We start from the raw sequence: 22870 nt of genomic DNA on the forward strand, positions 1-22870 counted from the left end.
TATAAAAAAGGCGACTCTTCAGCCGCCTGATTTATTTATTATTTTAATGGATCTTGTTCTAACACATCTCGCTGTGCTTTGAAAATCGTATCCAATCCCTCTTTTGCCAATGAGAGCAGTGAGAGCAACTCATCATGGCTGAACGGTTCACCTTCTGCCGTACCCTGCACTTCAATCATTCTGCCATCATCCATCATGACGATATTCATATCAGTTTCAGCCGCAGAGTCTTCGACATATTCCAGATCACAACGTCCTTCACCCTCAACGATGCCAACAGAGACTGCCGCAACCATTGCTTTTAGTGGGCTTTCTTTCAGTTTGCCTTGCGCAACCAGCTTATTTAGGGCATCGACCAGTGCCACACAAGCGCCAGAAATAGCCGCAGTACGAGTACCGCCATCCGCTTGAATCACATCACAATCCAGCGTAATAGTAAATTCACCCAGCTTTTTTAAGTCGATGGCAGCACGTAATGAACGTGCAATCAGACGTTGGATTTCCATCGTGCGGCCTGTTTGCTTGCCTTTGGCAGCCTCGCGCGCATTACGGCTATTGGTCGCCCGTGGCAACATGCCGTATTCAGCGGTGATCCAGCCTTGTCCCTGGCCTTTCAGAAAACGGGGAATTCCTTCTTCAACGGAGGCATTACATAACACTTTGGTATCCCCAAACTCCACCAGAACAGAGCCTTCCGCATGTTTGGTGTAATGACGGGTCATTTTAATAGGACGCACCTGCCCTGCTGACCTTCCTGCTGGACGCTTTCCTACTAAGCTCATAGTGTGATCTCCGTTGTTCGTACATTTTAGGGGCGCATTATACGGCCTAAAGCGGTGAATGCCTATCCTGCATCTACACGGGGCGCTATAATCCGCACATCATTTTATAAATTGGGAACGAATTATGATCCGTAGTATGACTGCTTTTGCACGGAGAGATATCAGGGGAGATTGGGGTAATGCAGCGTGGGAATTGCGTTCTGTCAATCAACGTTACTTAGAAACCTATATTCGCCTGCCAGAGCAATTCAGAAGCCTTGAACCTGTCATCCGTGAGCGCATTCGTTCCCGTCTGACGCGCGGCAAAGTGGAATGTAACCTGCGTTTTGAGCTGGATACCCTTACCCAAGGTTCTTTGATTCTGAATGAAAATCTGGCAAAACAACTGGTTGAAGCAGCAAACTGGGTTAAACAGCAGAGTAATGAAGGTGAAATTAATCCGGCAGATATCTTACGCTGGCCGGGCGTGATGTCTGCTGAAGAGCAAGATTTAGACGCTATTAGTGCACAATTGTTAGCGGAATTGGATTTGACGCTGGATTCTTTTATCCAGAGCCGTGAGAGCGAAGGACAAGCGCTCAAGACACTGATTGAACAACGTTTAGATGCGGTAACTGTAGAAGTGGCTAAAGTTCGAGAACAAATGCCGGCAATCCTACAATGGCAGCGCGAGCGCTTACAGTCCAAGTTGGAAGAAGCACAAATTCAGTTAGATAATAACCGCCTTGACCAGGAGCTAATTTTATTAGCCCAGCGTACTGATGTAGCAGAAGAGTTGGATCGTCTGGATGCCCATGTCAAAGAAACACGTAATATCCTGATGAAAAAAGAAGCCGTCGGCCGCCGTCTGGATTTTATGATGCAAGAATTTAACCGCGAATCGAATACATTGGCTTCAAAATCAATTAATGCAAATGTGACAAATTCTGCAATTGAGTTGAAGGTACTGATTGAACAGATGCGCGAGCAGATTCAGAATATCGAATAGCGTTTCTTAGCGAATCACAACATACAACATATCACAAAGCCAGAAGATACCTTGTATTGACTGGCTTTTTTACTATCAGGGCATTGCAGAGCGAATCACAGTAGCGCATGATTGGCGTGTACTCAAAGGTGTACCCATAGCACATTAAGAAAACCACTTTGGGGTGACCGAGTTTATCTCACGTAACCAATTCAGTCGTTTTGCCGATTGGTATGACGAAAATAGCCGTCCTCTCAATATGATGGGCTTTCGTCGTGTTGAAAAAGGCACTGGCAATCAAGAACCCACCATTCAATTTTATGTTTTACCCACGGCGTGGAAAGATATGAGGGTTATCGACAATGAGAGTATTAAAAGTTTATTGCCCAGAGTGCGGTGAGCAGGCAACAATCAAAAAAATCAAAGTGGAAGGATTGGATAACATACCGGAGATTTACTGTTGTTGTAATGATGTTGAATGTGGTCATACATACGTTTTAACCATGCGTTTTTCACATTCGATACGCCCTAGTAAGTTGGTACAAGATCCAAGTAATCATGTATTGAAGTTGTAATCACCTGAGAAATAGCATCAATAATTGTCTGGAGCAGAACGCTAACAGTGAAAATAAATTTTTCACACGATTTCAGTTTACATTTCCTCTAACCCCGTATAAAAACTGACTTTTTAGTTTTTATGTTGGGTTTCCTACCAAGTAAAAATCTCACGTAAAATAGAAAAATCATTTTATTTCAAATAAATACAATCAACGCACGAGAGTTCAACTGAATAAGAGACTGAAATTTATTGAAATTCTTTTCACTCATTTCAGTTTGGAATTTTCCTCACACAGTCAGTATTGGCGCGGTCTGGTGATTTGGTTTGTAGAATTTTAAAACTGAAAAAAGTTTTTGATCTAAAACGTGCAGGCGGGCGCGGTGTAGTGCGTTTTACGTGGGTTTACGTTATTTCGTGGGGATTACGATGTTGGGTTCCACCAAGTAAAAATCTCACGAAAATAGAAAAATCATTTTATTTCAAATAAATACAATCAACGCACGAGAGTTCAACTGAATAAGAGACTGAAATTCTTTTCACTCATTTCAGTTTGGAATTTTCCTCACACAGTCAGTATTGGCGCGGTCTGGTGATTTGGTTTGTAGAATTTTAAAACTGAAAAAATTTTTTGATTTAAAACGTGCAGGCGGGCGCGGTGTAGTGCGTTTTACGTGGGGTTTACGTTTATTTCGTGGGGATTACGTGGCGTGGGTGTATGTGGTGACATGTTCCAAATGAACCCATCTAGACCGCAAAATTATATCTGCGTAGCCTAGAGTGCGATTGGTTGCGTTATATGAAGATGTAAAAAGTCGCACTTAAAGGTAATCCGTACCGAGATCTCGATTGTTGATTAAGCAGCCAAAATATGTACAATTAATATGTACATATTTGGAGGCATATTATGCGTACATATACATCAACCCAAGCACGAGCCAATATTTCAGAAGTATTGGATGCTGCTACCCACGGCGAACCTGTTGAAATTACTCGTCGAGATGGCAGCTCAGCTGTCGTTATCAGTAAGGCAGAATTCGAGGCATACCAGAATGCCAAACTGGATGCAGAGTTTGATTCTATTATGCAGCGTCATGGGCATACGGTAGAGGCACTGACAAACCGATGATATGGGTCAGTGCACAGGAGGTTATCGCTTTTCATGACCGTATATTGCAGCGGCTTCCGGGCGTTGCCGGAATGCCTGATTCTGGCAGGGGTGAGGCACTCATCTATCGAGTGCAAAACCGTACCCACTACGAAGATGTAACAGACATCTTTGAACTTGCAGCCACCTACTGGGTTGCTATTGCTCGCGGTCATATCTTCAATGATGGTAATAAGCGCACAGCATTTTTCGTTACCATGACTTTTCTTTACCGTAACGGCATTAAGATCCGTGATAACGACAATACACTAGAAAACTTAACGGTAGAAGCTGCCACAGGTGAGAAGACCGTTGAGCAATTGGCGCAACACCTGCGCGAATTGGTGGACTAAGTTGATCCAAGCTGCAAAACATAATCACAACTTACTATTTATGAGGATGAGTGAACAGATGCGCGAGCAGATTCAAGAATATGCGGGTTAGACAATCAAGAACAAATCATAAAGCCAGTTAATACAAGCTATTACTGGCTTTATATATTTTATTCTATCCAAATGAACCATCTAGACCTCGAAATTGTATCTGCGTAGCTTAGCGTGCAATTGGTTGCACGAGAGGAAAAAAAAAGGAGAAAGAACCGACGAATATCATGGTATAGGAAAAAAAATGCACGAAAGACAAGTGATGTGATGAATGAACCCATCAGAGATGATGCGTAGGTCCAAATGAACCCCTTAGCGTGCAATTGGTTGCATCGTATGAGGATAAAAAAAAGTCGCGCGTAAAAGTAATCCGTACCAGATCCCTGTTGTTGAATAAGCACACAAAAATCACACAAAAAAAACGTACAATTTATATGTATATCATGTATAAAAAAACGTACAATTATATGATACATAACAATGAAATTGCGAAAACACATCAACAATAGATATGGCGAAAACAGCCATTGTTGCCACTGCTCTTGGGCCAACAGGATCAGACTAAAAAGAGGGGAGGCCAAACAGTCAATACTAACAGCGACTGTACTTCTGGGAGGGAGTATTATTGCAGTGGCAGGTATTGTATTCCTTGTTGGTTTAGGTTTAGGTTTAGTGTGTAGCTTTTGGATTAGATTATTTTGATAAAAAATACCAGAATCACTGGTAGCAGAAGGATTAACAGATAAGACTCTGTCGGGATAATCAGGACTGCCATCTGTGCCTTTTCTTCAGATATCCTTTGACATATGGGAAATTATTAACATCAAATATCCTTAGTTCTTATTTATGATATCAATCACCACTATTATGCGGATATCTCCCATCACACGTAATCAAGAAAACGGCATTACTTTTTTATGATAATGCCGTTGATAATAAATTTATTCCTCTGCCTTAATTTTTGCTGATTGGTATGCTGTTAATAATGCCAATATCGGTGCAATGGAGAAGAGTAAAAATAGCCAATGAGAAGAAGAAGCTGCCCCTTCAATTCCCCCTGGCTGATAAAATCCAAACAAATTGACGGTCATTCCCCCCAATGCAGAACCAAAAGCAGAGGCAAATAACTGTATAGTGGTAATAGATGAACCGGCAATGTTTTTATCCGCATCACGGGAAGCCTGTAAAATGAGAGTCAAAATATGAGGCCAGCCGAATCCAACCCCGAAGCCAAATATCCCCAATCCCAAGATTATCGGTAGTATAATCTGCCACTCCCCTGCCGACTGAGATGGCAACAACACAAGCAATACCAACATGCCAACCAACATGAAGACAGGACCACTGACAATTGCAAACCGCATCTTTGTCCCTTTCCAGCTAGCACTGAGTATTTCTCCTATAGTCCACCCCATTGCCACGGAAGCAACCATGTAACCAGAAGCCAAAGGGGATTGCCCATGCAGAATTTGCAAAAAATAGGGAATAAAAACATCCCCCGATAAACCCACTACCAATAGAAATATGGTAGTGAATAAAACCAAATGAGGAGAACGTAAACTTAGGGAATTTCCAGGCAATAATCTTACTGAGGCTCGGCGCTCATAGATGATCAATAAAAAGATTAATATTACAGCCGCAACAATGCCGAGAATGTTGAACCGAACATCCGGTGACAAACTGCCTGAAGAAACCGTCAGTACCGCCGCTGACAATAGGATCAATTGCACAATGGGCAATGCTGTTTTGGTTTTATTCTGCGCTTCTGTTTTAGGTAAAATAAGGTAGGTAAATACGGCATAACATAGAGTAATGGGAAGCATGATGCCAAATGCGTAACGCCATGCATCCATTTCAGCAAAAACACCGCCAATGGCTGGCCCTATTAAAGTTGCAATTCCCCACATCCCCGAAACCAACGCTATAGCTCGCGGCCAAAGTGATTGAACAAATACGAGATTAATCATCAAATAGGAAAGGGCAAACAAAAATCCCCCGCCAAGGCCCTGAATAGTTCTTCCAACCAGCATCACGTCCATTGTCGGTGCAAGAGTACAGAGTAAGCTGCCGATAAAAAAAACCAGTGATGCAACCAGATAAGCATTTCTTGCGCCCAAGGCACTCAACAATCTCGCAGAAAGAACGGAACCAATAATCGATGCCACGACAAACAATGTCGTATTCCAGGCATAGAGGTTCAATCCGCCAATATCATTGACAACAGAAGGCAGAATAGTAATCGCAATTAAGGTATTAATTGCCATCAATACCACGCCCAGTGAAAGTGCTATCGCACTTGGAGCATTTTTGCTGGAAAACAGATCCCTCCAGCGGCTTTCCTCAGTCATTATCATAATTTTTGCCCTGAACACAGGTTGAGTTGTGAAAAGTCTTACGCTAAATTAAACAAGATAAATCTTGGAATAAATTAATGTCGGGATCAACAATATGTCAAGCGATGACTTGGAAAATAGTACAATCGTAGGGCAAACAGTGAGTGATAAGCTATTAATGCTGTTAAAAACTCAAGGCGCCTTACAAGCCTCTGATGCCGGCAAATTATTGGGAACGACTGGAGAAGCCGCCCGTCAACAATTTGTGAAATTGGCTAAAGAGGGATTAGTTGAAGCAAAATCAGAAACGAGGGGAGTTGGGCGTCCAGTACAGCTTTGGCATATCACAGAGAAAGGCCATACCAAATTTCCTGATGCCCATGCAGAGTTAACAACGCAGCTAATCTCGATTATTCGTAATCAGTTGGGTGAAGATGCTATGGATTTGATTATCAGCGCCCGTGAAAAAGAGGCTTTTTCCAACTATAAAAAGGCGATGGAGGGTGCTACAGGGTTACAGGAGAAGGTTGAGCGCCTTGCCTCGATTCGCTGCCAAGAAGGTTATATGGCTCATTATTCTGTTGAGGAAAATGGCACTATTCTGTTTTTTGAAAACCATTGCCCAATTTGTGCCGCTGCCAAATTGTGTCAGGGCTTTTGTCGGACAGAGCTGAAACTGTTTCGGGAGATCCTGCAAGCCAATGTGGAAAGAACCGAATATATCCTTAGGGGTCACCGACGCTGCGCTTATCGCATCACCGCCGCACATTCTTAATATAACGGAAGGCTTCACGAATAGCGCCCTATCGTCATAGTATATCGATAACACATCCCTTCTGTCAGTGACATCACCGACAGAAGGGATAACATTATTCCTTACCTGCCGCTTCCAGCTGCTGGTAAATATAATGCTTATAACTCTCTACCAGTGCACTATCCTGACAATCATTCAAGACACCATTACATAAATGGCGCATGATCATATTCGCTTGGTAAAACGCTGGCGCTGGCAAACGGGCACGCTCCAAAATTATTCCGCCGAGGAAGGAGATATCCGTCAGTTTACCCGTTGTTATTGACGCTCCCTGTTTCAGGTTATCTCGCAACGTAAACTGAGTCACATGTGCCGGATCAGGTAGCGGAGAATTATAATGTTCAAAATTGATGTTTGGTTGATGATCACCAAAATAGAGGAAAATGGTGGGTTTGGCGCGATTGGCAACGAATTCACTGAAATCCCTGATGGCAGGATCAGATGCCACGATTTTTGCCATGTAATGGCTAAACTTACCTGCCGCCGTTGCAGGGCTAACTTTGTCAGTCAAACCATAATCATCATGATGGCTCTCTTCATAAGGACCATGTTCATACATAGTCAGAGAGAAAATAAAAATCGGTTTGTCTGTTTCCTTAGCCAAGATATTTTTCACATAAGACAACATATCTTGTGTCGGGATTTTCCACAAATTTTCATCCATATCAGCGGGATAACCTAACTCCTGCGGTTGGATAATGCGATCAACGCCCAGTGTCTTGTAAGCATGTCCCGCATGGTAAGCAGACTTATTAAACGGTGTCAGAACAACCGTGTAATAGCCGTTGTCTTTCATTGCACGGAACAGGCTGTTTTTCAGGTGATCAACGACAAAATAAAATACCGCGTTTTTACGTGAACCAAAATCATCCGTATTCAATCCGGTTAAAACGGAGAATTCAGATAACCAGGTTCCACCACCAAAGGTTTGTACCCTGAGTGGACTTTGGGCACTGACACCTGCATCACGCCGGAACATGTAAAGATCGGGCAACTGCACATTGGCAGGTAATTGGTAAATATGGGGATTGACAGTAGACTCTTGCAGCAATACAACCATATCGGGTTTCACCTCTGACTGAGGTTCAGGCAGCATCACTTGTTTCGCCTGTTGCAAGAAATAATCAGCAGATGAGCCAAATTTCGGTGGCTGATATTGCGCATCCGAGGCAGACATCACCATATTGGTCACCGTTCCCCGCCCCTTCGGCAATTCCCCTTGCCATTGAGCATGATAGACACTAACCGTTAGGTTGACATCCCAGGCACTCACAACCATCAAAACGATACTGGCGAAGCGCCATTTGATCCCAGGCGCAGAAGGCACTACTTTCCAGCTCAATATTATGTTGAATATCAACCAGATAAACATCGCCACTACAGCGATACCTGCCAGCCAATAGTGGCGCAAAGTCTCTTGATTTGAAGGATCTAACATAACATTCAAATCAGAAAACATCAGTTGTTCTTTGTAGTAATGGATTTTTATCTGGTTGAGGAATTTGAGGGTAATAAATAAGGTGCCAGTGAACACTGCCGAAAATAACCAGCGTGCTGAAACTAAAAAAGCCAGGCCAAAGATGATGCCGAATACGCCGACAGACACCAGTGCAGGATAAATATCTCCACCTTTCTCAAACACTAATATCAAGGAAGCAATCAACAACAATCCAAGATAAATCCTCGAGATTATCTTTTTTTTCATACTCTATTAAATTCCACACATGAGTTCAGTTTGTCAACCCGATGAAAAATAGCACAGATTGTCAGAGATACTGTAAATAAAATGGTGACTGCCCCCGTCCCCGCTCTATCGGGCGAGGCGGCCAGGCGCGGCTCTTCCCACTTCACAGGCCGCGGCTTGTGCGACGAATTTCTTGCTGAGAATAACCAAGAAGCTCATCCAATTCTATCTCCAGCGGAATGGCATTGCCAAATCCTATCGATTTCAAGTTACAGACCACAAAGCAGCAATCTGGAAATAACGTGGATAAATTTCAACACAAACTTACTGCCTTCACAAAAATTCAGGTTAGACTGTTGAATAATAGTAAAGGGGAATGGTGGATATGACAGCGTGATAACCAGCACTCTTCTTGGTTGAAATATAGATATATTGAAGATATTGAAGAGGTTGATAATGAAATTAACACCTGAAAAATTGCTATCTGCAATAGAAAAATACGCCCATACTCCCGATAAACAGCGCTCCTTAACGCCAAAGCAGATACAGTGGTTTTCCGATCCAGAAAACGTCTTCTTATTGATTAGCCTGGTGCTAGCGCTGCCCAAGGAAGCGATGACGGAGATAGGGGACAGCATTAACCATTGGCTTGAAGTTGCCATAGCGGAACTTGCATTAACAGCAAACAAATTGCCTGCTGAGACCAAACAGCAGCTTGAAGAAGTTATTGAGCAAATTTTGGTTTATACCAAAGAAGAATTCGAGATTAATAGTGAATGCGTATTATTATGTGTATCAATCCTGAAAAGAAATCAGTTTCATATCAAAACTGACATCACCCAGCTACTGGATGCCCCCCAATATCCTGATAACACCAACATAGCGACTTTCCCTAAAAAATCCTTAAACTTAAATCAACTGTTTAAGCAGTTTGAAATTCATTCTGGTATTGAATTTGTTGACTTTTTTGAAAGCGGGCTTTCCGTCGTTCCTCATGAAGCCTTACCTCATCTATTGTCGGAAGTCGCCAAGCATTCATGGGGTATAGATGCCCTGCTATTACTCACCCAATACTTTGAAGAACCCATTGCCCTTGCCTGTGCGCAAGCATTGGACGATTGCCCTTCCTCTGCATGGGAAAATTTATCCTACCTGCAACTTGTCAATCTGTGTGCACGTTTTAACCGCCATCCTGCCATTCATTCCTGTTTTAAACGCTGGAAAAAAAAGGCGATGTCGCAACACAATAAGGCGCGGGAAACAGCGAAGATACACGAATTATACGTCACTCACGTTGATGGAAATGACTGTGCCAGCATGATGATGACAATCACACTGGATGGTCAAGGATATCAAACGAATATGATGCTGGATTTCAAATCTGGTATCCGCGAGAGCTTACTGAATATTGATCCTGAGAGTACAATCCCCGAACTGATTGAAGAGTTGGGCAATAATGAAGCTTATGTTGACTTTACTCCGGTCTCCCCCGACTGGCTGCAACAGATTTTACCGTGGATACTTTCAGTTCAACAAAATAAAAACACACCACTCGATCTCAACTCACTTTATTGGTTGTCACAACTTCCCGTCGAATGGACACAGCCAGAAGCATTTGAACTTGAACACTGGAGCCAGAAGTTCGATTACCAAGTTAATCCGAAACGACAGGATCAAAATCGCCTTGGCATCACCATGGGTTCATCATTAATACTGTCTTGGCTGGCGCCGGAAGAATGCTTGTTGAAGGCGAAAAAACCCAGGGACTTATTGAAGCTCTATTATTATGCAAACCGCGAGCTATTTATTGAACGTCTGACTTATTCCGCGGCAATCGAACAATACAGATTGCCACCACAAGCGCCATATCTGGTAGAGCAATATTTAGATTTGGCTTATGCCCTGAGAGACCCTGCGTTAAATCGCAAGAGATTTGCTTTATTTGATATGTTGGCTGAACTCAGTTTTGAATATTTCTACATGGAGCAAGAGGAAGAGATTGAACCGCAAGGTTTGGTTCTTAAAGTGAGTTTATTCGATGCAATGCCAGCCGTATGGCGCCGGATCCGTGTCAGCAATCAGCTAACACTCAGTGAATTTCATGATGTGATACAAACGGCCATGGGTTGGGAAGATGCTCATCTATTCAGTTTTAGTTTTGCAGGAATCGACATTCCAGAAGAACATTATGACCAAATGTGCATCGGTGCATTTCTGGAGGAAGCTGGGGATGAATTCAACTACCAATATGACTTTGGCGATGATTGGTTCCATCAAATAACAGTAGAGAAAGTCCTGCCAAAAGATATTATCCAGCCGGAAGTGACCGCAGGTAATGGCATGTGTCCGGCAGAAGATTCTGGTGGCATTTGGAATTGGAACTATTTGCTCAAGTTGAGAAAAAAGAAACTCCTGACTGAAGATGAAGCAGAACAATTAGAGCTTGTGGGATTATCCCCAAGTGAGTCGCTGGAACCTTTTGATAAACAGCAGGTTAATAAGAAACTCAAGGTATTCATCAATCACTAAAAGTCAATAAACCGGAGGAGAAAACGGCCTCCGGTTTCCTCCACCTTTCTGAGAACGACGATATAACCTGAATTCCGTTTAGTCGACTGGAACATCTACCTGAATAAATTCAGCATGGTTTCTTCCATTTAAGGCAGTAAGCAATCACACCACCTAAAACGGTAACGCGATACAATATCAGTTCCGTGTTTCTTAGCATCCTGTATAGCCTTAAACCGACTCTGGTAAACAATTGTCAACATGATCTACCCGTCAAAATGCGCACACTTAAACCGACTCTGATTGCAACAATCAAATAATAACGAACATTGCAGCCATTATGTGACCACAATGCAAAGTTTATCAATTATTAAAATACCTTTTATAACAAACGATTACAAACAAGACAGAGTACACAAAATACCCTGCCCTAAACTCACTCTTTCTCTTTTTGCTGCTCTTGTTTCACCGTTTCACGATACCAATGTGGATGGGTCAGGGTTTTGTCACGTTTGGCAAAACCACTTTCATCCAGTTCATAGTGCCATGTCGTTTTATCGTACTTGCGATTTTCAGCATCATAGCCACTGAACAGCGCATCCTCGAACGAAAAATCTTCCCGCACAATCAGGCTGGCATTGGTGATTGGTGATATATTATCCACATAAACAGTATTATGAATCAAACTACTGGGGAATTCATTAATGAAAAATAAAAGGCCAGAAAATGAGTTAACTATGGAGAGAATCAGCGGTGCATCTCGCACCAATGTACAACAAAAAAATGCCAAACAAAGCGACCTATTGGGCAGTCCAACGCCAGATTGGGTCGCTGAGGAAGTACCTGTTGCATTGGTCTACAACGGTATTTCCCATGTCGTGATGATGACCAGCCCGAAAGATCTCGATCATTTTGCTATCGGGTTTTCCTTATCGGAGGGGATCATCATGTCTCCACAGGAAATCAGGAGTATTGATTCGACAACGAGCTGTCACGGTGGTATTGAACTTCACATTGAACTTTCCAGCCGCCGTTTTGCGGGATTGAAAGAGCGCCGACGCAATATGACTGGGAGAACGAGTTGCGGTATTTGCGGCACAGAACAACTCGCAGAGATCTTACGCCCAATTACGCCCCTGCCCTTCACCCAAACGTTTTCACTCTCCTACCTTGATGCTGCACTTGCCCAATTACCGCATGTTCAGGAAATCGGCGCGCTCACTGGCTGTACCCATGCAGCGGGTTGGATCGATCCAGAGGGCAAATTACTTGGTGGCTGCGAAGATGTTGGGCGCCATGTTGCACTGGATAAGTTGCTGGGAATGCGGGCAAAAACAGGCTGGCAACAAGGAGCTGTGTTGGTCTCCAGCCGTGCCAGTTATGAGATGGTGCAAAAATCAGCTAACTGCGGGGTCGAAATTTTATTTGCCGTTTCTGCCGCAACCTCACTCGCCATTGAGGTCGCACAGAAATGCAACCTGACGTTGATCGGATTTTGCAAACCAGAAAGAGCGACAGTGTATACCCATCCTCAACGATTACTGAATTAATTGAAGTAGTGGAACAACCAAAAATCAACCCCATCCAAAAATAGCAAATTAATTTCAATTAGTTGATTTAAAAAATTTTGTAAGAAATAAAACCCAACAAATTATAAACATAAAAATAACTTATTATTTACAACGCTGTTTATCCAGCATACATTTTAGTTGCTGTATATTTTTTGTGCATTATTTTCACACAAAAAGCTCAGGACGTTCTTATGAAAGGAGAATAAAATATTCAATACCTTGTGAGGTTTCACATGAAAAAGATCAATGTATTAATCGCCATGATAGGCGTTCTCGGATTTACTACACAGGTTCAGGCAAAATTTGGGTATGGTATAAGCCAGCAAGAAACCAACCCACATATTATAATCGGAGAGGTAAAAGGTGAGCCAGCCCTGGGTATCACTTTGCCTCTAGTAAAAGATAAATTACTTCCTGCCTCCGAACTGAAAAAGAAAGCCACTCTCGACAATAATGGTATCTACCATTTTAAATATAGTAATATACTAATCGAAAGCCAATATATCGATATCGGTCAGGTTCCCAACGCAGAAGTTTATTTTGGGGAATGGGCACAGAAAACAGCCGATAAATCAGATGTTACCCACACAGTTTTTTATGCAGGCGAAGATGTGACAACCAATTTGCCAACTGGCGGTACTGCGGCCTATACAGTAAAAGGTCTGAGCCAGTATAGCGGCAACAATCTCCTCTCCGGCAAACTTACCGCAAACTTTGGTACCAAAAAACTGAATGGTTCGCTGAGCAATAACTCACTCAATATTGGTATTGATGCCAATATCAATGACAATGCCGGTTTTTCAGGTAAAGCCACAGCCAACGGTAGTATTAATGGCATTACTGATGGAAAATTCTTCGGTAATGCCGCCTCCACTCTGGCAGGATATGCCAAATTTGATAGCGACAGAAACAAGGATACTGCTTTCGGCGGTGCTAAAGAATAATCATTAATTCCCAGAAAACGGTGTCATTTTAGGCACTGTTTTCCTTTTCATCTTCCTTACCCTATTTATTTCCAAACTGTTTATTTCAAATAAATATGGGCCTTATGAATCGGGTTTCGCTATGTCTGACCGAAAAAAAATGATTGAAAAGAGAAAATTTCCAATATTACTCATATTGTTAATATCACTGCTGAACTCATTTTTCTCCCCGGAAGTTTGGGCCAATGAAGATATTAACCACAAAATTTGGCAAGAAGCACGATATAACCAACAACACAACCAACGGAGCAATGAAGCCAGTTTAATTATACCAAACACTATTTCTACACAAGATGGGACAAATAATCTTAAAGAGATTAGTCGGGCACTGTACCTTGCCATTAACCATCAGCAATGGCAACACGTCAAACGTCTTCTGCCGATTTATCAAAAAACTCCCGGGTACGATCCATTTCTCATTGATTTTGCCCAAGGTGGATTAGCACGTATTGAAGGGAATTTGGCACTTGCTACCTCTTATTATCAAAAGATCTTACGTCAAAAACCGAATTTTACCCGTATCAAACTGGAACTGGCCCGCGTTTATTTTGAAGACCACAAAAACCGGGAATCTGCACAGCTATTTAAAGAAATCAGTAAACAATATCAGTTACCAGAAGTGGTATTGAAAAATATCGATAGATATCTGGCAGCAGTAACCCAAAGAAATGGCTGGAACGGTTCGCTTTCATTTGGCTATACCTATGACGACAATATCAATATGTCGCCAAACCAAAAACCGATCTGCCTGCTTTACAACGAGGGAAAGTGCGTAATTGAACGGCAAGTACCAAAGCCTGTCAAAACATGGGGGAGACTTACAATGCAACCTTAAGCCGACGTTACCAGCTTGCCGGCCATCACGGCATTTTTGGCCGTGGCTTGGTATATGGTGAAAATTATCGCAACGATCATGATGAAAATGAAAATATGTTCCAGTTGTTCAGTGGCTACAGCTATAAAAGCTGGAACCATGATTTCTCCTTTGGCCCTCTGTTTGAATATCAACAGCGTGCAGGAAATACCGCATACCATGCTATCGGCGCTAAAATGGAATGGCAGTGGGCTGTCAGTGAAAGAACCACTCTCAATGTTGAACTTGGACATAAAAAATTGCGTTACCAACCACTTTACAGCTGGAAAGATAACGAACTTTCCTCAGCCTATCTCAGCCTATCCCATGCCATCAGTGAAAAATTAATTCTGTTTGGTGGTGGCAACTGGAGCTATCAGCATAATCAACAACCAACATCTCGTTATCAACAATGGGGAGTCAGTGCGGGAATAGCAGGACAAATCTATCCCCATATTAATGGCTCGCTGTTTGTCACACTGAGGAAACAACGCTTCGGCGCTTACAGCCCGTTATTAGGTGCCAGACGTCAAGATAATGAACAGATCTATACTGCTGCCATTAAATTCCCTGCCGCGAAGATATTGGGAATGACCCCCTCTTTAACTTTCCGCCATCAACACAATCACAGTAATGTGAACTGGCTATACAGTTATGATAAAAACGAAGTACAGATACAGTTAGAGAAATATTTTTAATCCAGACTATGGTACATCCACAAATTAGGCTCAATGTAATAAGCCATCTGCTTTTCAACATCCACCACCAATGGCACTAAACCACCCGGAATGACGTATTCCCCGCTCTGCGGAAACTTCATGCCTGTCCACTCCTGCCATTGTTCTAAGGTGCCATAAATATCCATGGAGCGAAGAGCGGGCTTGATGATTTTAGCACCTAAACGACAATGGGAGCGGATCCACGGATCAAACGGTTCGCCTTTATCATTTTTCCAACCACAATATTCGACAAAGTCTTGCAGGGGATATTGGCTTTTCAAACTCGGCCTGACAGGAACAACCAGCCCCTGCAACCGCTCATCTCTGGCAGTCTGTTTCAAGCTGTTGATCAATAAAGCCGGAATATTTTGCCCTCGAAATGCAGGATCAACCGTCACACTCAGGGCAGAAATCAGGTTGGCTTGCACCTTTCCTTTAGCTCTCCCACCCGCGTCAAATACCGCATCCCATCCTTCATCAGGCAATTGATCTAACGAATGATTTTCCCAAGGAAAAGGAATTGAGTTCAGTAAGCCAATAAGACGCTCTTCTTTCCCCTGTTGCAGAATGGCAAGTTTTTGAAAGTGACTAAAACCAGGCTCATATAATTTATGCCAATGTTGTTCAGCGACTGCATCATAATTCATAAATAGAGGCCAATTGTTATCAATAAGCTCCTCTACCTCATCACCAAGATCTGTCCTTTCTTCAGCAGATTGAATAATGATTTTTGCTTCCATAATGCCTCTCCAATTAGGCTTTTTTCAGCCAGATAGATATATGAAAACTGATATACCCTTTATTCTTTTAAATAGCGGCTTCCTGCAATACAGAAAATAAAGATATGGGTAAACATTTATTTGATTGGTTCTTTGCGCTCAAATTTCACCATAACTCATTATTTTCCACAACAGGGGATGAATATTTCCCCATATAAAATATACATAACTGCATTAACTTTATTTAATTATATGAATAGTTATATAACCCTATTAATTTAATTACATTAGAAACTTTTTTAATGCTAATTAACTTGTTAATAACAAAATAACCTCAGTAAATAAAATCTACCAACCTCACATTTTCAACAAAAAAGTGAGTAGATTAAACCTTGTCCAATAATGTAAAAAACAAAATAAAAATCAATAAAATAAAAAAAGATATTGACTAATAAACCCCATTATTAGCGAAACAAATACTAATAATTATCATTTACATTATCATTTGAACGGTGTAGGTTTTTCTCGCGCAATAGATCAGGCCGTTTTTAAGATTGGGTAACGAGGGATCCCCCATTCCAAACGAGGATAATGATGAAAAAGTTCAACGTATTAATCGCCGCTTTAGGCACATTGGGATTGATGGCACAGGCTCAGGCAGCAGTAGGGTTTGGTCAAAGCCAGCAAGAAACTACACCACATATTAAGGTTGGGGCAACCCAAGCAGGTTCAGGCTCACACGGTAGCAAAAGCGGTGAACCCGGCATTGGTGTCAGTTCCGTTTATGGCGGTCAAATCACAGGCTTTGCCGGTTTGACTCGCATGGCACCTGCTGACAGCAATGGGATTCACAATATCTCAATGGCAGGTGCACCCGGCTCTCACGGCGGTATGGGGGTATTCCATTTCAGTAAAGTTGCTAATGCCGATATTTACTTTGGTGAATGGTCTCAAACGGGTAAAGCTGGGGATAATACCCATACCGTTTATTATGCTGGCAAGGATATCACCACCAATATTCCAACCGACGGCACAGCAACTTATACGGTAACAGGTATCAACCAGTACAGTGGTGACAATGCGCTGGCCGGTACATTTACCGCAGACTTCGGTGAGAAAACGCTGGTCGGTTCCATGGAAAATACCGCAATGACAATAGATATTAGTGCTGATATCGGCGCTGATGCTCAGTTTATGGGTTCTGCTACAACTGGCGGTCTTGAGGGAGAACACAAGGTCACTTCTTTGGTGACAGTGCTTCCAGTCTGGCCGGATATGCCACATTTGAAGGTGACAGTTCCAAAGATACCGCTTTTGGTGGTTCTAAACAGTAATCGTTAATTTTTCAGAGAACAGTGCCATCTTGGGCTGTTCTCTGTTTTTTTATTGCTAAAAACGTGAGTTTTGTGATCTGGTTTCCCGATGTCTAACAATAAAATAATGCCAATATTATCAACGGCACTGGTGGCGCTATGCCTCTCCCTACCCGTTTATGCCGATGAAGATACTCCACGAAAAATCTGGCAAGAAGTACAGCATAATCAACAAGAAAATGAAACCAATCTGATTACGTCAGACCCTATTTTTGTTGAAAATAATGCTTCACTGATTGTCATTAATGGGCAAACGTTTCAGGTCGAAAACAATATTAATGATATCGGCCAAGCACTATTTCTGGCCATTAACCATCGACAATGGTCAGATGTCAGGCGCTTTCTCGCCGCTTATCAAAAATTGCCGGAACATGATGTCATGTTGGTCAATTTTGCTCAGGGTGGACTGGCACGTCTAGAGGGGGATTTCGATCTCGCCGCTTATCATTATCAACAAGTTCTGAATCAACAGTCTGATTTTCCCCGTATCGAACTGGAACTGGCTCGCGTCTATTTTGAGGATCATAAAAATCGGGAAGCTGAACAACTGTTTACTGGATTGTATAAAGCACAAAAACTACCAGAAGTCGTGTTGAAAAATATTAACAGTTATCTGGAAGCGGTAGATCTGAGAAACAGTTGGCGCGGCTCTTTTTCGGCTGGTTACGCTTATAATGATAATGTAAATATGTCCCCCAATCAGGAACCCACCTGTCAGCAATACTTGGGGGGTAAATGCTCCAAAAAGCGACAAATACCCAAAGCTATCAAAGCATGGGGCATGTCTTATGACGCAACATTAAGTCGACGCTATCAACTTAGCGGTCATCACGGTATTTTTGGTCGTGGACTAATTTATGGCGAAAACTATCGTGATGACCACGATGAGAACGAAAATACATTTCAACTGGTGGGTGGATACAGCTATAAAAGCAAAAGTCATGATTTCTCTTTTGGCTCCTTATTTGAATATAAACAACGAGCAGGTGAACCCTATTATCGGGCGGTAGGTGCCAAAACAGAATGGCGATGGGCGTTCACGTCCAAAACAGCCATGAATATTGAATTTGAGCACAAACAGCTACGTCATCAGCCAAGTTTCCGCCGGAAAGATGGCAGCTTTACCTCAGCCTACTTCACCCTGTTCCATTCCATTAGCAAAGACGTAGTCCTGTTTGGCGGCGGCGATTGGGTTTATCGCGACAACAACCAGTATACCGTGGATCGCTACCAGCAATGGGGAATTCGGACGGGAATTGCCGGACAACTCTATCCCGGTATCAATGGATCACTGTCTGCCACGCTGAAAAAACGTCATTTTGGCGCTTTCAGCCCGATGTTGAATACCACACGCCAAGATAATGAGCAGATTTACAGTGCTGTCATTAAAATGCCCGCCGCTGAAATATGGGGCATGACACCTTCTTTCACTTTCCGCCATCGACGCAATCACAGCAATGTGAACTGGCTGTACAGCTATAACAAAAACGAAGTGCTGGTAAGGCTGGAAAAGTATTTTTAATTCAAATCTGATGATTTTTTATTTTTGATGATAACCGACAAATCGAGACGAGGGATATCAATGGGATACCGAGTAAAAACACAATTCACCCCCATCACAATGGCATTGTCACTGGCATTATCACTAGCCGCCCCGCCTCTGTTTGCCGAATCCAAACCTACGGTCACAACTCCAAACAGCAAGACGGATCTGGGTAAGATTCAAGTTACGGATAACAGCGATAAAGATGAAGCAGGTTATAATGCGGTCTATGACAAGGATATCTCCAATATTTATATCGGCAAAAAGGAGATAGAACGCTACAAAGGCTCATCTCCCGCCGATTTAATTAAAGGTGCGGTCGGTGTATATAGCGGTGATGCCCGCAATAGTGGCGCTCTGGATATCAATATCCGTGGCGTTCAGGGACAAGGGCGAATTCCCGTCACCATTGATGGTACAGAACAGGCGATTACTGTCGGGCGTGGTTATCATGGAGCCAATAACCGTAATTACATCGATCCAAATCTAATCAGTAGCATTGAAATCGAAAAAGGCCCTTCTCTGAACCGTAGAACTAAAGGATCAATCGGTGGTGCAGTATCTATCAAAACATTGACCATTGATGATGTAGTGCCGAAAGGGGAAACTTTTGGTATCAATACTAAACTGGAAACCAGTAGTAACTCAGTGAGAGAGCGCACACCGTCCCTACAATTGGGGCAGGACTACCGCGATATTCCCGATTTTATCCAAAATAAGATTGAAACCGATCCGGAATTACAAATTACGCCTCATTCATCGAAAGACAATAAACTGTTTGGCTTCAAAGATAATGCCTTCCGTCTCGCATTAGGAACACGGCAGGAATATTTTGACCTAATGCTGGCCTATGCATACCGTCGTCAGGGGAACTATTTTGCCGGTAAAGGTGGCGCCCATCGTTATGATGAACCCATTACGGAAAACGACAGGGAACTCATGAAGAATGTCCGCACAACACTGGACCCCTATCTGCCATTTGCTGCCCGTATCTATCGCCCCGGTAATGAAGTTCCCAATACTTCCAGTGAAATGCGTTCTGTATTAATTAAAAACAGTTGGCGTTTCACCGATGATCAGACTCTGCTCTTAGGTCTTCGCAATACGCGCATGGAATTTGGCGATATTATGCCTTCACGCTTAGGCTGGGTTATACCCGAAGAAAATAAAGTTCCTCAATGGCCACTGGCTAATGTCCACCAGCAAGCCGCTAACCTGAGTTATAAATGGCAGCCCACAGATAACCCTTATGTTGATTTCGATATGAATCTGTGGGCAACCCGTACCACCAGCAATACCAACACCGGAGGGGGATATCCTCGCTCACCCGTCGATAGAGACTGGTATTGGGAAAGCGGCACCAAGCCCAGAAACCCCAATATTGATGGCACGTTGATCAATACCGCCATTACCCATTCCCAAAACAACCGTTGGGGCATCGATCTCTCCAATAAATTTACCCTACACCCCCGTCTTGATTTGACCTTAATGGGGAATTTCCAACGGGAACGCCTCAATTCCAATGATGACTACAATTCCACAAATATGTACTTCTTCCAGTCACCTTCACGTAAAGGACAGCGTCAGGAAATCAATCTCGCCTTTAACTTTGACTGGCGGCCGACTTCATGGCTGGAGCTGAAAGCCGGTGCCAAACGCGTCTCCTACTGGTCTCAAGATGATTTGCTTAATGAACGACGTGCCGCAAGAGATAGCCGTTATCAGAAAAAACAGGAAATAATTGGACATGAAATGAGTTATTTTCGAACAATGACCGAAAAAGAAACTCGGATAAAGCAAAAGAAACAAAACTCTCGCAACTGAGTAAAGAAGAACGAAAAGAATACGTTAAAATTAAAACAGGGAATCCCAAATCCCGTGATGGCCTAACGCGTAAGATGGTTAGAGAAAAATTCACTTGGAATTACGATCCTAGCAATGGCAAGCTCAATAAAAGCAATAACCCCTATTTCAATGGTCAACTGGATATGAATGAAAGGGTTATCGACCCAATAAGCGGCAAAGAAGTCTATAAATATGAATACGGTAAGAAAGTTGACGCTGATGGCATATCAGGCTCCGATGTTAACGATCCCTGGGAACCTGCCCCAAAACGTAAGGATCACGCTTGGGCACCTACTTTCTCTGCTACAGCCTATGTCACCGACGATTTCCGTATCTACGCCCGTTATGCCGAAGCGGTAAGAATGCCCAGTATTTTTGAAGATACCGTCGGTTTTTCAGGCTCTCCAACCAACCAAATAGGCCATAAATTTAAGCCTGAGCGCGCCAAAACCACGGAAGTTGGTTTAGTCTACGATTTCAGCCAATTAGTCGAAGCTGAACGCCATGCCGATATCAAACTTTCCTATTACAACACCCTCATTGAGAATGTGTTCGACAGGGACAGTACCTATCAATTCTCCCAATTGGACAAACAGAAACTGGCTGGTTTAGAACTACAGGCACGTTATGACAACGGCAGTTTCTTTGCCGATATGGGGCTAGTTTACAACATGAAAAATAAGGTCTGTGACAGTAACTCGGCCATGAGACTGGATTCCCAGAATCGTTATGGTATACCTGAATGTATTGACGGCGGTTTCCCTGGCGGTTTTTTGCGCACCTCTATCCAACCTAAATACTCAGCTAACCTGTCCGTCGGCGGCCGCCTGTTTGATGAAAAATTGGAGCTAGGCAGCCGAATGCTCTATCACAGCAAAGCAGAAAACAAAGATGAAAAATGGCTGATGAGTGCCTTGCCCGATATTTATGAGGGACAATCCAATAACCCAATGCGCTGGAATCCGGTATTTACGGTTGATGCCTATATTAGCTATCAAATCACTCCAGCTATCTCCATGGAGTTGACTGGCACAAACCTTACCAACCGCTACTATCTCGATCCGCTAACGCGCTCGATGATTCCAGCACCGGGCAGAACCTTTAAACTCAGCCTGACCAGCCAGTTTTAGAGACTTGATTAGAGGATCGTATGACCAACACAGCCATATTAGACAATCCAGCTGCTTGTTTTCCATTGATGCCCAGAAGGAGAGTGCTGCTTGGTATCCTAATTGCCATTTTATTCCATACCAGTCTGATATGGCTGTTCAACCGGCATACTTCGTATGATGACGCCGCCCATCATATCAACAACAATTCTTCTGCTACGGGGCTTTCCATTACGATGGTTGCCGCCCCATCGTGGGAGGATCAGCTGGAGCCTGTTGCTCCTCCCTCCCCACTTTTAACTGCACCGGAATCACCAACAAAACCGGAAATTGTGCTGGATAAAGCAGTTCACCCTGAAAATAAGATAGCAAAACCGCCAGAAACCAATAAACCTAAGAAACGCCAAAAGCAGCAGAAAGAAAAACCGCAAGAAGTGGCAGAAAAGAAACCCACCCCATCACCGCAGGTACAGAAAGACAATCAGACAGAGCAGGCAACTCACGGTAGCGATCAGGCTAATTCCGAAGGCAGTATGAGCCGAGCAGCAACGACACAGCCTTTAGTAGGACAAGGAAGTAGTGAGGTGGATAATTACCATGCAAGGTTGCGGCAAGAGATCGAACGCCATAAACGCTATCCCCGCAAAGCAAAGAGGATGAAACAACAAGGTATAGTCACAGTTAACTTTACCCTGCTAGCTGACGGCACATTAACCGCCGCCAAGGTCGTTAATTCCTCCGGCAATAGCATACTGGATAATGCCGCACTCGATGCTATCAATAACGCCAATTCAGTTGGCTCTAAACCTGCGGATATGGCCTCAATGGTCACACTAGAACTCGATTTTATGTTGAGGTAAATCCAACAGCACAAAATTTTTAAAATATACAAAACAAAATATAGGTTGGTTGACTTCAAAGTTAAATTCCCCTTTTAACTGAATGTTATTTTCCTTTAAAAAAGTAAACCAAGGGCCATTT

20 protein-coding genes and 1 pseudogene are annotated in these 22870 nt (G+C 43.0%); 16 read left to right on the plus strand and 5 right to left on the minus strand.

Annotated features, from left to right (window positions below):
* Positions 1-38: 38 nt before the first annotated feature.
* Complete coding sequence (gene rph, locus ACSJJG_RS19810; RefSeq protein WP_285808966.1) at positions 39-782, minus strand: ribonuclease PH; 744 nt, start codon at positions 780-782, stop codon at positions 39-41.
* Positions 783-906: 124 nt separating this feature from the next.
* Here rph and ACSJJG_RS19815 point away from each other — a divergent pair, with 124 nt between their 5' ends.
* From ACSJJG_RS19815 to ACSJJG_RS19835, 5 genes are all read left to right on the plus strand, one after another.
* Entirely contained in the window at positions 907-1770 is an 864-nt protein-coding gene (locus ACSJJG_RS19815; RefSeq protein ID WP_481090312.1) for a YicC/YloC family endoribonuclease, read from the plus strand.
* A 163-nt stretch (positions 1771-1933) separates the two neighbouring features.
* Positions 1934-2149: a hypothetical protein gene (locus ACSJJG_RS19820; protein WP_481090313.1), complete on the plus strand. Its 216-nt coding sequence runs from the start codon at positions 1934-1936 to the stop codon at positions 2147-2149.
* Positions 2112-2324, plus strand: coding sequence for an ogr/Delta-like zinc finger family protein (locus ACSJJG_RS19825; protein ID WP_481090314.1), 213 nt, complete (start codon positions 2112-2114; stop codon positions 2322-2324). Before ACSJJG_RS19820 ends, ACSJJG_RS19825 begins: the two co-directional genes overlap by 38 nt.
* Positions 2325-3212: 888 nt before the next feature.
* The gene (locus tag ACSJJG_RS19830; protein ID WP_047962450.1) at positions 3213-3434 is read left to right on the plus strand and encodes a type II toxin-antitoxin system Phd/YefM family antitoxin; all 222 of its coding nucleotides are present in this window, start codon (positions 3213-3215) and stop codon (positions 3432-3434) included.
* Positions 3431-3805 (plus strand): type II toxin-antitoxin system death-on-curing family toxin, encoded by a 375-nt coding sequence (locus ACSJJG_RS19835; RefSeq protein WP_481090315.1) that lies wholly within the window; start codon positions 3431-3433, stop codon positions 3803-3805. Before ACSJJG_RS19830 ends, ACSJJG_RS19835 begins: the two co-directional genes overlap by 4 nt.
* 971 nt (positions 3806-4776) lie before the next feature.
* On the opposite strand, the gene ACSJJG_RS19840 is transcribed toward ACSJJG_RS19835, so the two are convergent.
* Complete coding sequence (locus tag ACSJJG_RS19840; RefSeq protein ID WP_481090316.1) at positions 4777-6189, minus strand: MFS transporter; 1413 nt, start codon at positions 6187-6189, stop codon at positions 4777-4779.
* Between the two features lie 94 nt (positions 6190-6283).
* Here ACSJJG_RS19840 and ACSJJG_RS19845 point away from each other — a divergent pair, with 94 nt between their 5' ends.
* Positions 6284-6943 carry a helix-turn-helix transcriptional regulator gene (locus tag ACSJJG_RS19845; RefSeq protein ID WP_481090317.1) on the plus strand — a complete coding sequence of 220 codons (660 nt, stop codon included), beginning with the start codon at positions 6284-6286 and terminating at the stop codon, positions 6941-6943.
* Between the two features lie 94 nt (positions 6944-7037).
* Here the strand turns inward: ACSJJG_RS19845 and ACSJJG_RS19850 are convergent, their stop codons facing one another.
* The gene (locus tag ACSJJG_RS19850) at positions 7038-8687 is read right to left on the minus strand and encodes an LTA synthase family protein (protein WP_481090318.1); all 1650 of its coding nucleotides are present in this window, start codon (positions 8685-8687) and stop codon (positions 7038-7040) included.
* A gap of 435 nt (positions 8688-9122) precedes the next feature.
* On the opposite strand from ACSJJG_RS19850, the gene ACSJJG_RS19855 reads away from it, so the two are divergent.
* Entirely contained in the window at positions 9123-11195 is a 2073-nt protein-coding gene (locus ACSJJG_RS19855; RefSeq protein WP_481090319.1) for a plasmid pRiA4b ORF-3 family protein, read from the plus strand.
* 466 nt (positions 11196-11661) lie between these two features.
* Here the strand turns inward: ACSJJG_RS19855 and ACSJJG_RS19860 are convergent.
* Positions 11662-11817: pseudogene (locus ACSJJG_RS19860) on the minus strand (hypothetical protein); the annotation flags it as partial.
* Between the two features lie 61 nt (positions 11818-11878).
* Between ACSJJG_RS19860 and fdhD the strand changes: the two are divergent.
* The 4 genes from fdhD to ACSJJG_RS19880 all read left to right on the plus strand — a co-directional run bounded on the left by fdhD (position 11879) and on the right by ACSJJG_RS19880 (position 15279).
* The gene (fdhD, locus tag ACSJJG_RS19865) at positions 11879-12724 is read left to right on the plus strand and encodes a formate dehydrogenase accessory sulfurtransferase FdhD (protein ID WP_481090320.1); all 846 of its coding nucleotides are present in this window, start codon (positions 11879-11881) and stop codon (positions 12722-12724) included.
* Positions 12725-12978: 254 nt separating this feature from the next.
* Positions 12979-13689, plus strand: coding sequence for a Slam-dependent surface lipoprotein (locus ACSJJG_RS19870; RefSeq protein WP_481090321.1), 711 nt, complete (start codon positions 12979-12981; stop codon positions 13687-13689).
* Positions 13690-13810: 121 nt separating this feature from the next.
* Positions 13811-14563 carry a tetratricopeptide repeat protein gene (locus ACSJJG_RS19875; RefSeq protein ID WP_481090322.1) on the plus strand — a complete coding sequence of 251 codons (753 nt, stop codon included), beginning with the start codon at positions 13811-13813 and terminating at the stop codon, positions 14561-14563.
* Positions 14536-15279, plus strand: coding sequence for a surface lipoprotein assembly modifier (locus ACSJJG_RS19880; protein WP_481090323.1), 744 nt, complete (start codon positions 14536-14538; stop codon positions 15277-15279). Before ACSJJG_RS19875 ends, ACSJJG_RS19880 begins: the two co-directional genes overlap by 28 nt.
* Here ACSJJG_RS19880 and ACSJJG_RS19885 read toward each other — a convergent pair.
* Positions 15276-16040, minus strand: a complete 765-nt coding sequence (locus tag ACSJJG_RS19885; protein WP_481090324.1) for a transferase — start codon at positions 16038-16040, stop codon at positions 15276-15278. The genes ACSJJG_RS19880 and ACSJJG_RS19885 overlap by 4 nt on opposite strands.
* A 570-nt stretch (positions 16041-16610) precedes the next feature.
* Between ACSJJG_RS19885 and ACSJJG_RS19890 the strand changes: the two genes are divergently transcribed.
* From ACSJJG_RS19890 to ACSJJG_RS19910, 5 genes are all read left to right on the plus strand, one after another.
* A complete protein-coding gene (locus tag ACSJJG_RS19890; RefSeq protein WP_481090325.1) occupies positions 16611-17360 on the plus strand; it encodes a Slam-dependent surface lipoprotein in 750 nt (249 codons plus the stop codon).
* An 81-nt stretch (positions 17361-17441) separates the two neighbouring features.
* The gene (locus tag ACSJJG_RS19895) at positions 17442-18914 is read left to right on the plus strand and encodes a surface lipoprotein assembly modifier (RefSeq protein ID WP_481090326.1); all 1473 of its coding nucleotides are present in this window, start codon (positions 17442-17444) and stop codon (positions 18912-18914) included.
* Between the two features lie 60 nt (positions 18915-18974).
* Positions 18975-20759: a TonB-dependent receptor plug domain-containing protein gene (locus ACSJJG_RS19900; RefSeq protein ID WP_481090327.1), complete on the plus strand. Its 1785-nt coding sequence runs from the start codon at positions 18975-18977 to the stop codon at positions 20757-20759.
* Positions 20760-20833: 74 nt separating this feature from the next.
* A complete protein-coding gene (locus ACSJJG_RS19905) occupies positions 20834-21910 on the plus strand; it encodes a TonB-dependent receptor domain-containing protein (protein WP_481090328.1) in 1077 nt (358 codons plus the stop codon).
* Between the two features lie 20 nt (positions 21911-21930).
* Positions 21931-22749 (plus strand): TonB family protein, encoded by an 819-nt coding sequence (locus ACSJJG_RS19910; protein WP_481090329.1) that lies wholly within the window; start codon positions 21931-21933, stop codon positions 22747-22749.
* Positions 22750-22870 lie beyond the last annotated feature (121 nt).

Source organism: Xenorhabdus sp. SGI 60, assembly GCF_056632175.1.

Bases quoted from the DNA above. Each gene is read 5' to 3' on its own strand.
- rph (WP_285808966.1), bottom strand. From the start codon at position 782: ATGAGCTTAGTAGGAAAGCGTCCAGCAGGAAGGTCAGCAGGGCAGGTG.
- ACSJJG_RS19815 (WP_481090312.1), top strand. From the start codon at position 907: ATGATCCGTAGTATGACTGCTTTTGCACGGAGAGATATCAGGGGAGAT.
- ACSJJG_RS19825 (WP_481090314.1), top strand. From the start codon at position 2,112: ATGAGAGTATTAAAAGTTTATTGCCCAGAGTGCGGTGAGCAGGCAACA.
- ACSJJG_RS19830 (WP_047962450.1), top strand. From the start codon at position 3,213: ATGCGTACATATACATCAACCCAAGCACGAGCCAATATTTCAGAAGTA.
- ACSJJG_RS19835 (WP_481090315.1), top strand. From the start codon at position 3,431: ATGATATGGGTCAGTGCACAGGAGGTTATCGCTTTTCATGACCGTATA.
- ACSJJG_RS19840 (WP_481090316.1), bottom strand. From the start codon at position 6,189: ATGATAATGACTGAGGAAAGCCGCTGGAGGGATCTGTTTTCCAGCAAA.
- ACSJJG_RS19845 (WP_481090317.1), top strand. From the start codon at position 6,284: ATGTCAAGCGATGACTTGGAAAATAGTACAATCGTAGGGCAAACAGTG.
- ACSJJG_RS19850 (WP_481090318.1), bottom strand. From the start codon at position 8,687: ATGAAAAAAAAGATAATCTCGAGGATTTATCTTGGATTGTTGTTGATT.
- ACSJJG_RS19855 (WP_481090319.1), top strand. From the start codon at position 9,123: ATGAAATTAACACCTGAAAAATTGCTATCTGCAATAGAAAAATACGCC.
- fdhD (WP_481090320.1), top strand. From the start codon at position 11,879: ATGAAAAATAAAAGGCCAGAAAATGAGTTAACTATGGAGAGAATCAGC.
- ACSJJG_RS19870 (WP_481090321.1), top strand. From the start codon at position 12,979: ATGAAAAAGATCAATGTATTAATCGCCATGATAGGCGTTCTCGGATTT.
- ACSJJG_RS19875 (WP_481090322.1), top strand. From the start codon at position 13,811: ATGTCTGACCGAAAAAAAATGATTGAAAAGAGAAAATTTCCAATATTA.
- ACSJJG_RS19880 (WP_481090323.1), top strand. From the start codon at position 14,536: ATGGGGGAGACTTACAATGCAACCTTAAGCCGACGTTACCAGCTTGCC.
- ACSJJG_RS19885 (WP_481090324.1), bottom strand. From the start codon at position 16,040: ATGGAAGCAAAAATCATTATTCAATCTGCTGAAGAAAGGACAGATCTT.
- ACSJJG_RS19890 (WP_481090325.1), top strand. From the start codon at position 16,611: ATGATGAAAAAGTTCAACGTATTAATCGCCGCTTTAGGCACATTGGGA.
- ACSJJG_RS19895 (WP_481090326.1), top strand. From the start codon at position 17,442: ATGTCTAACAATAAAATAATGCCAATATTATCAACGGCACTGGTGGCG.
- ACSJJG_RS19900 (WP_481090327.1), top strand. From the start codon at position 18,975: ATGGGATACCGAGTAAAAACACAATTCACCCCCATCACAATGGCATTG.
- ACSJJG_RS19905 (WP_481090328.1), top strand. From the start codon at position 20,834: ATGGTTAGAGAAAAATTCACTTGGAATTACGATCCTAGCAATGGCAAG.
- ACSJJG_RS19910 (WP_481090329.1), top strand. From the start codon at position 21,931: ATGACCAACACAGCCATATTAGACAATCCAGCTGCTTGTTTTCCATTG.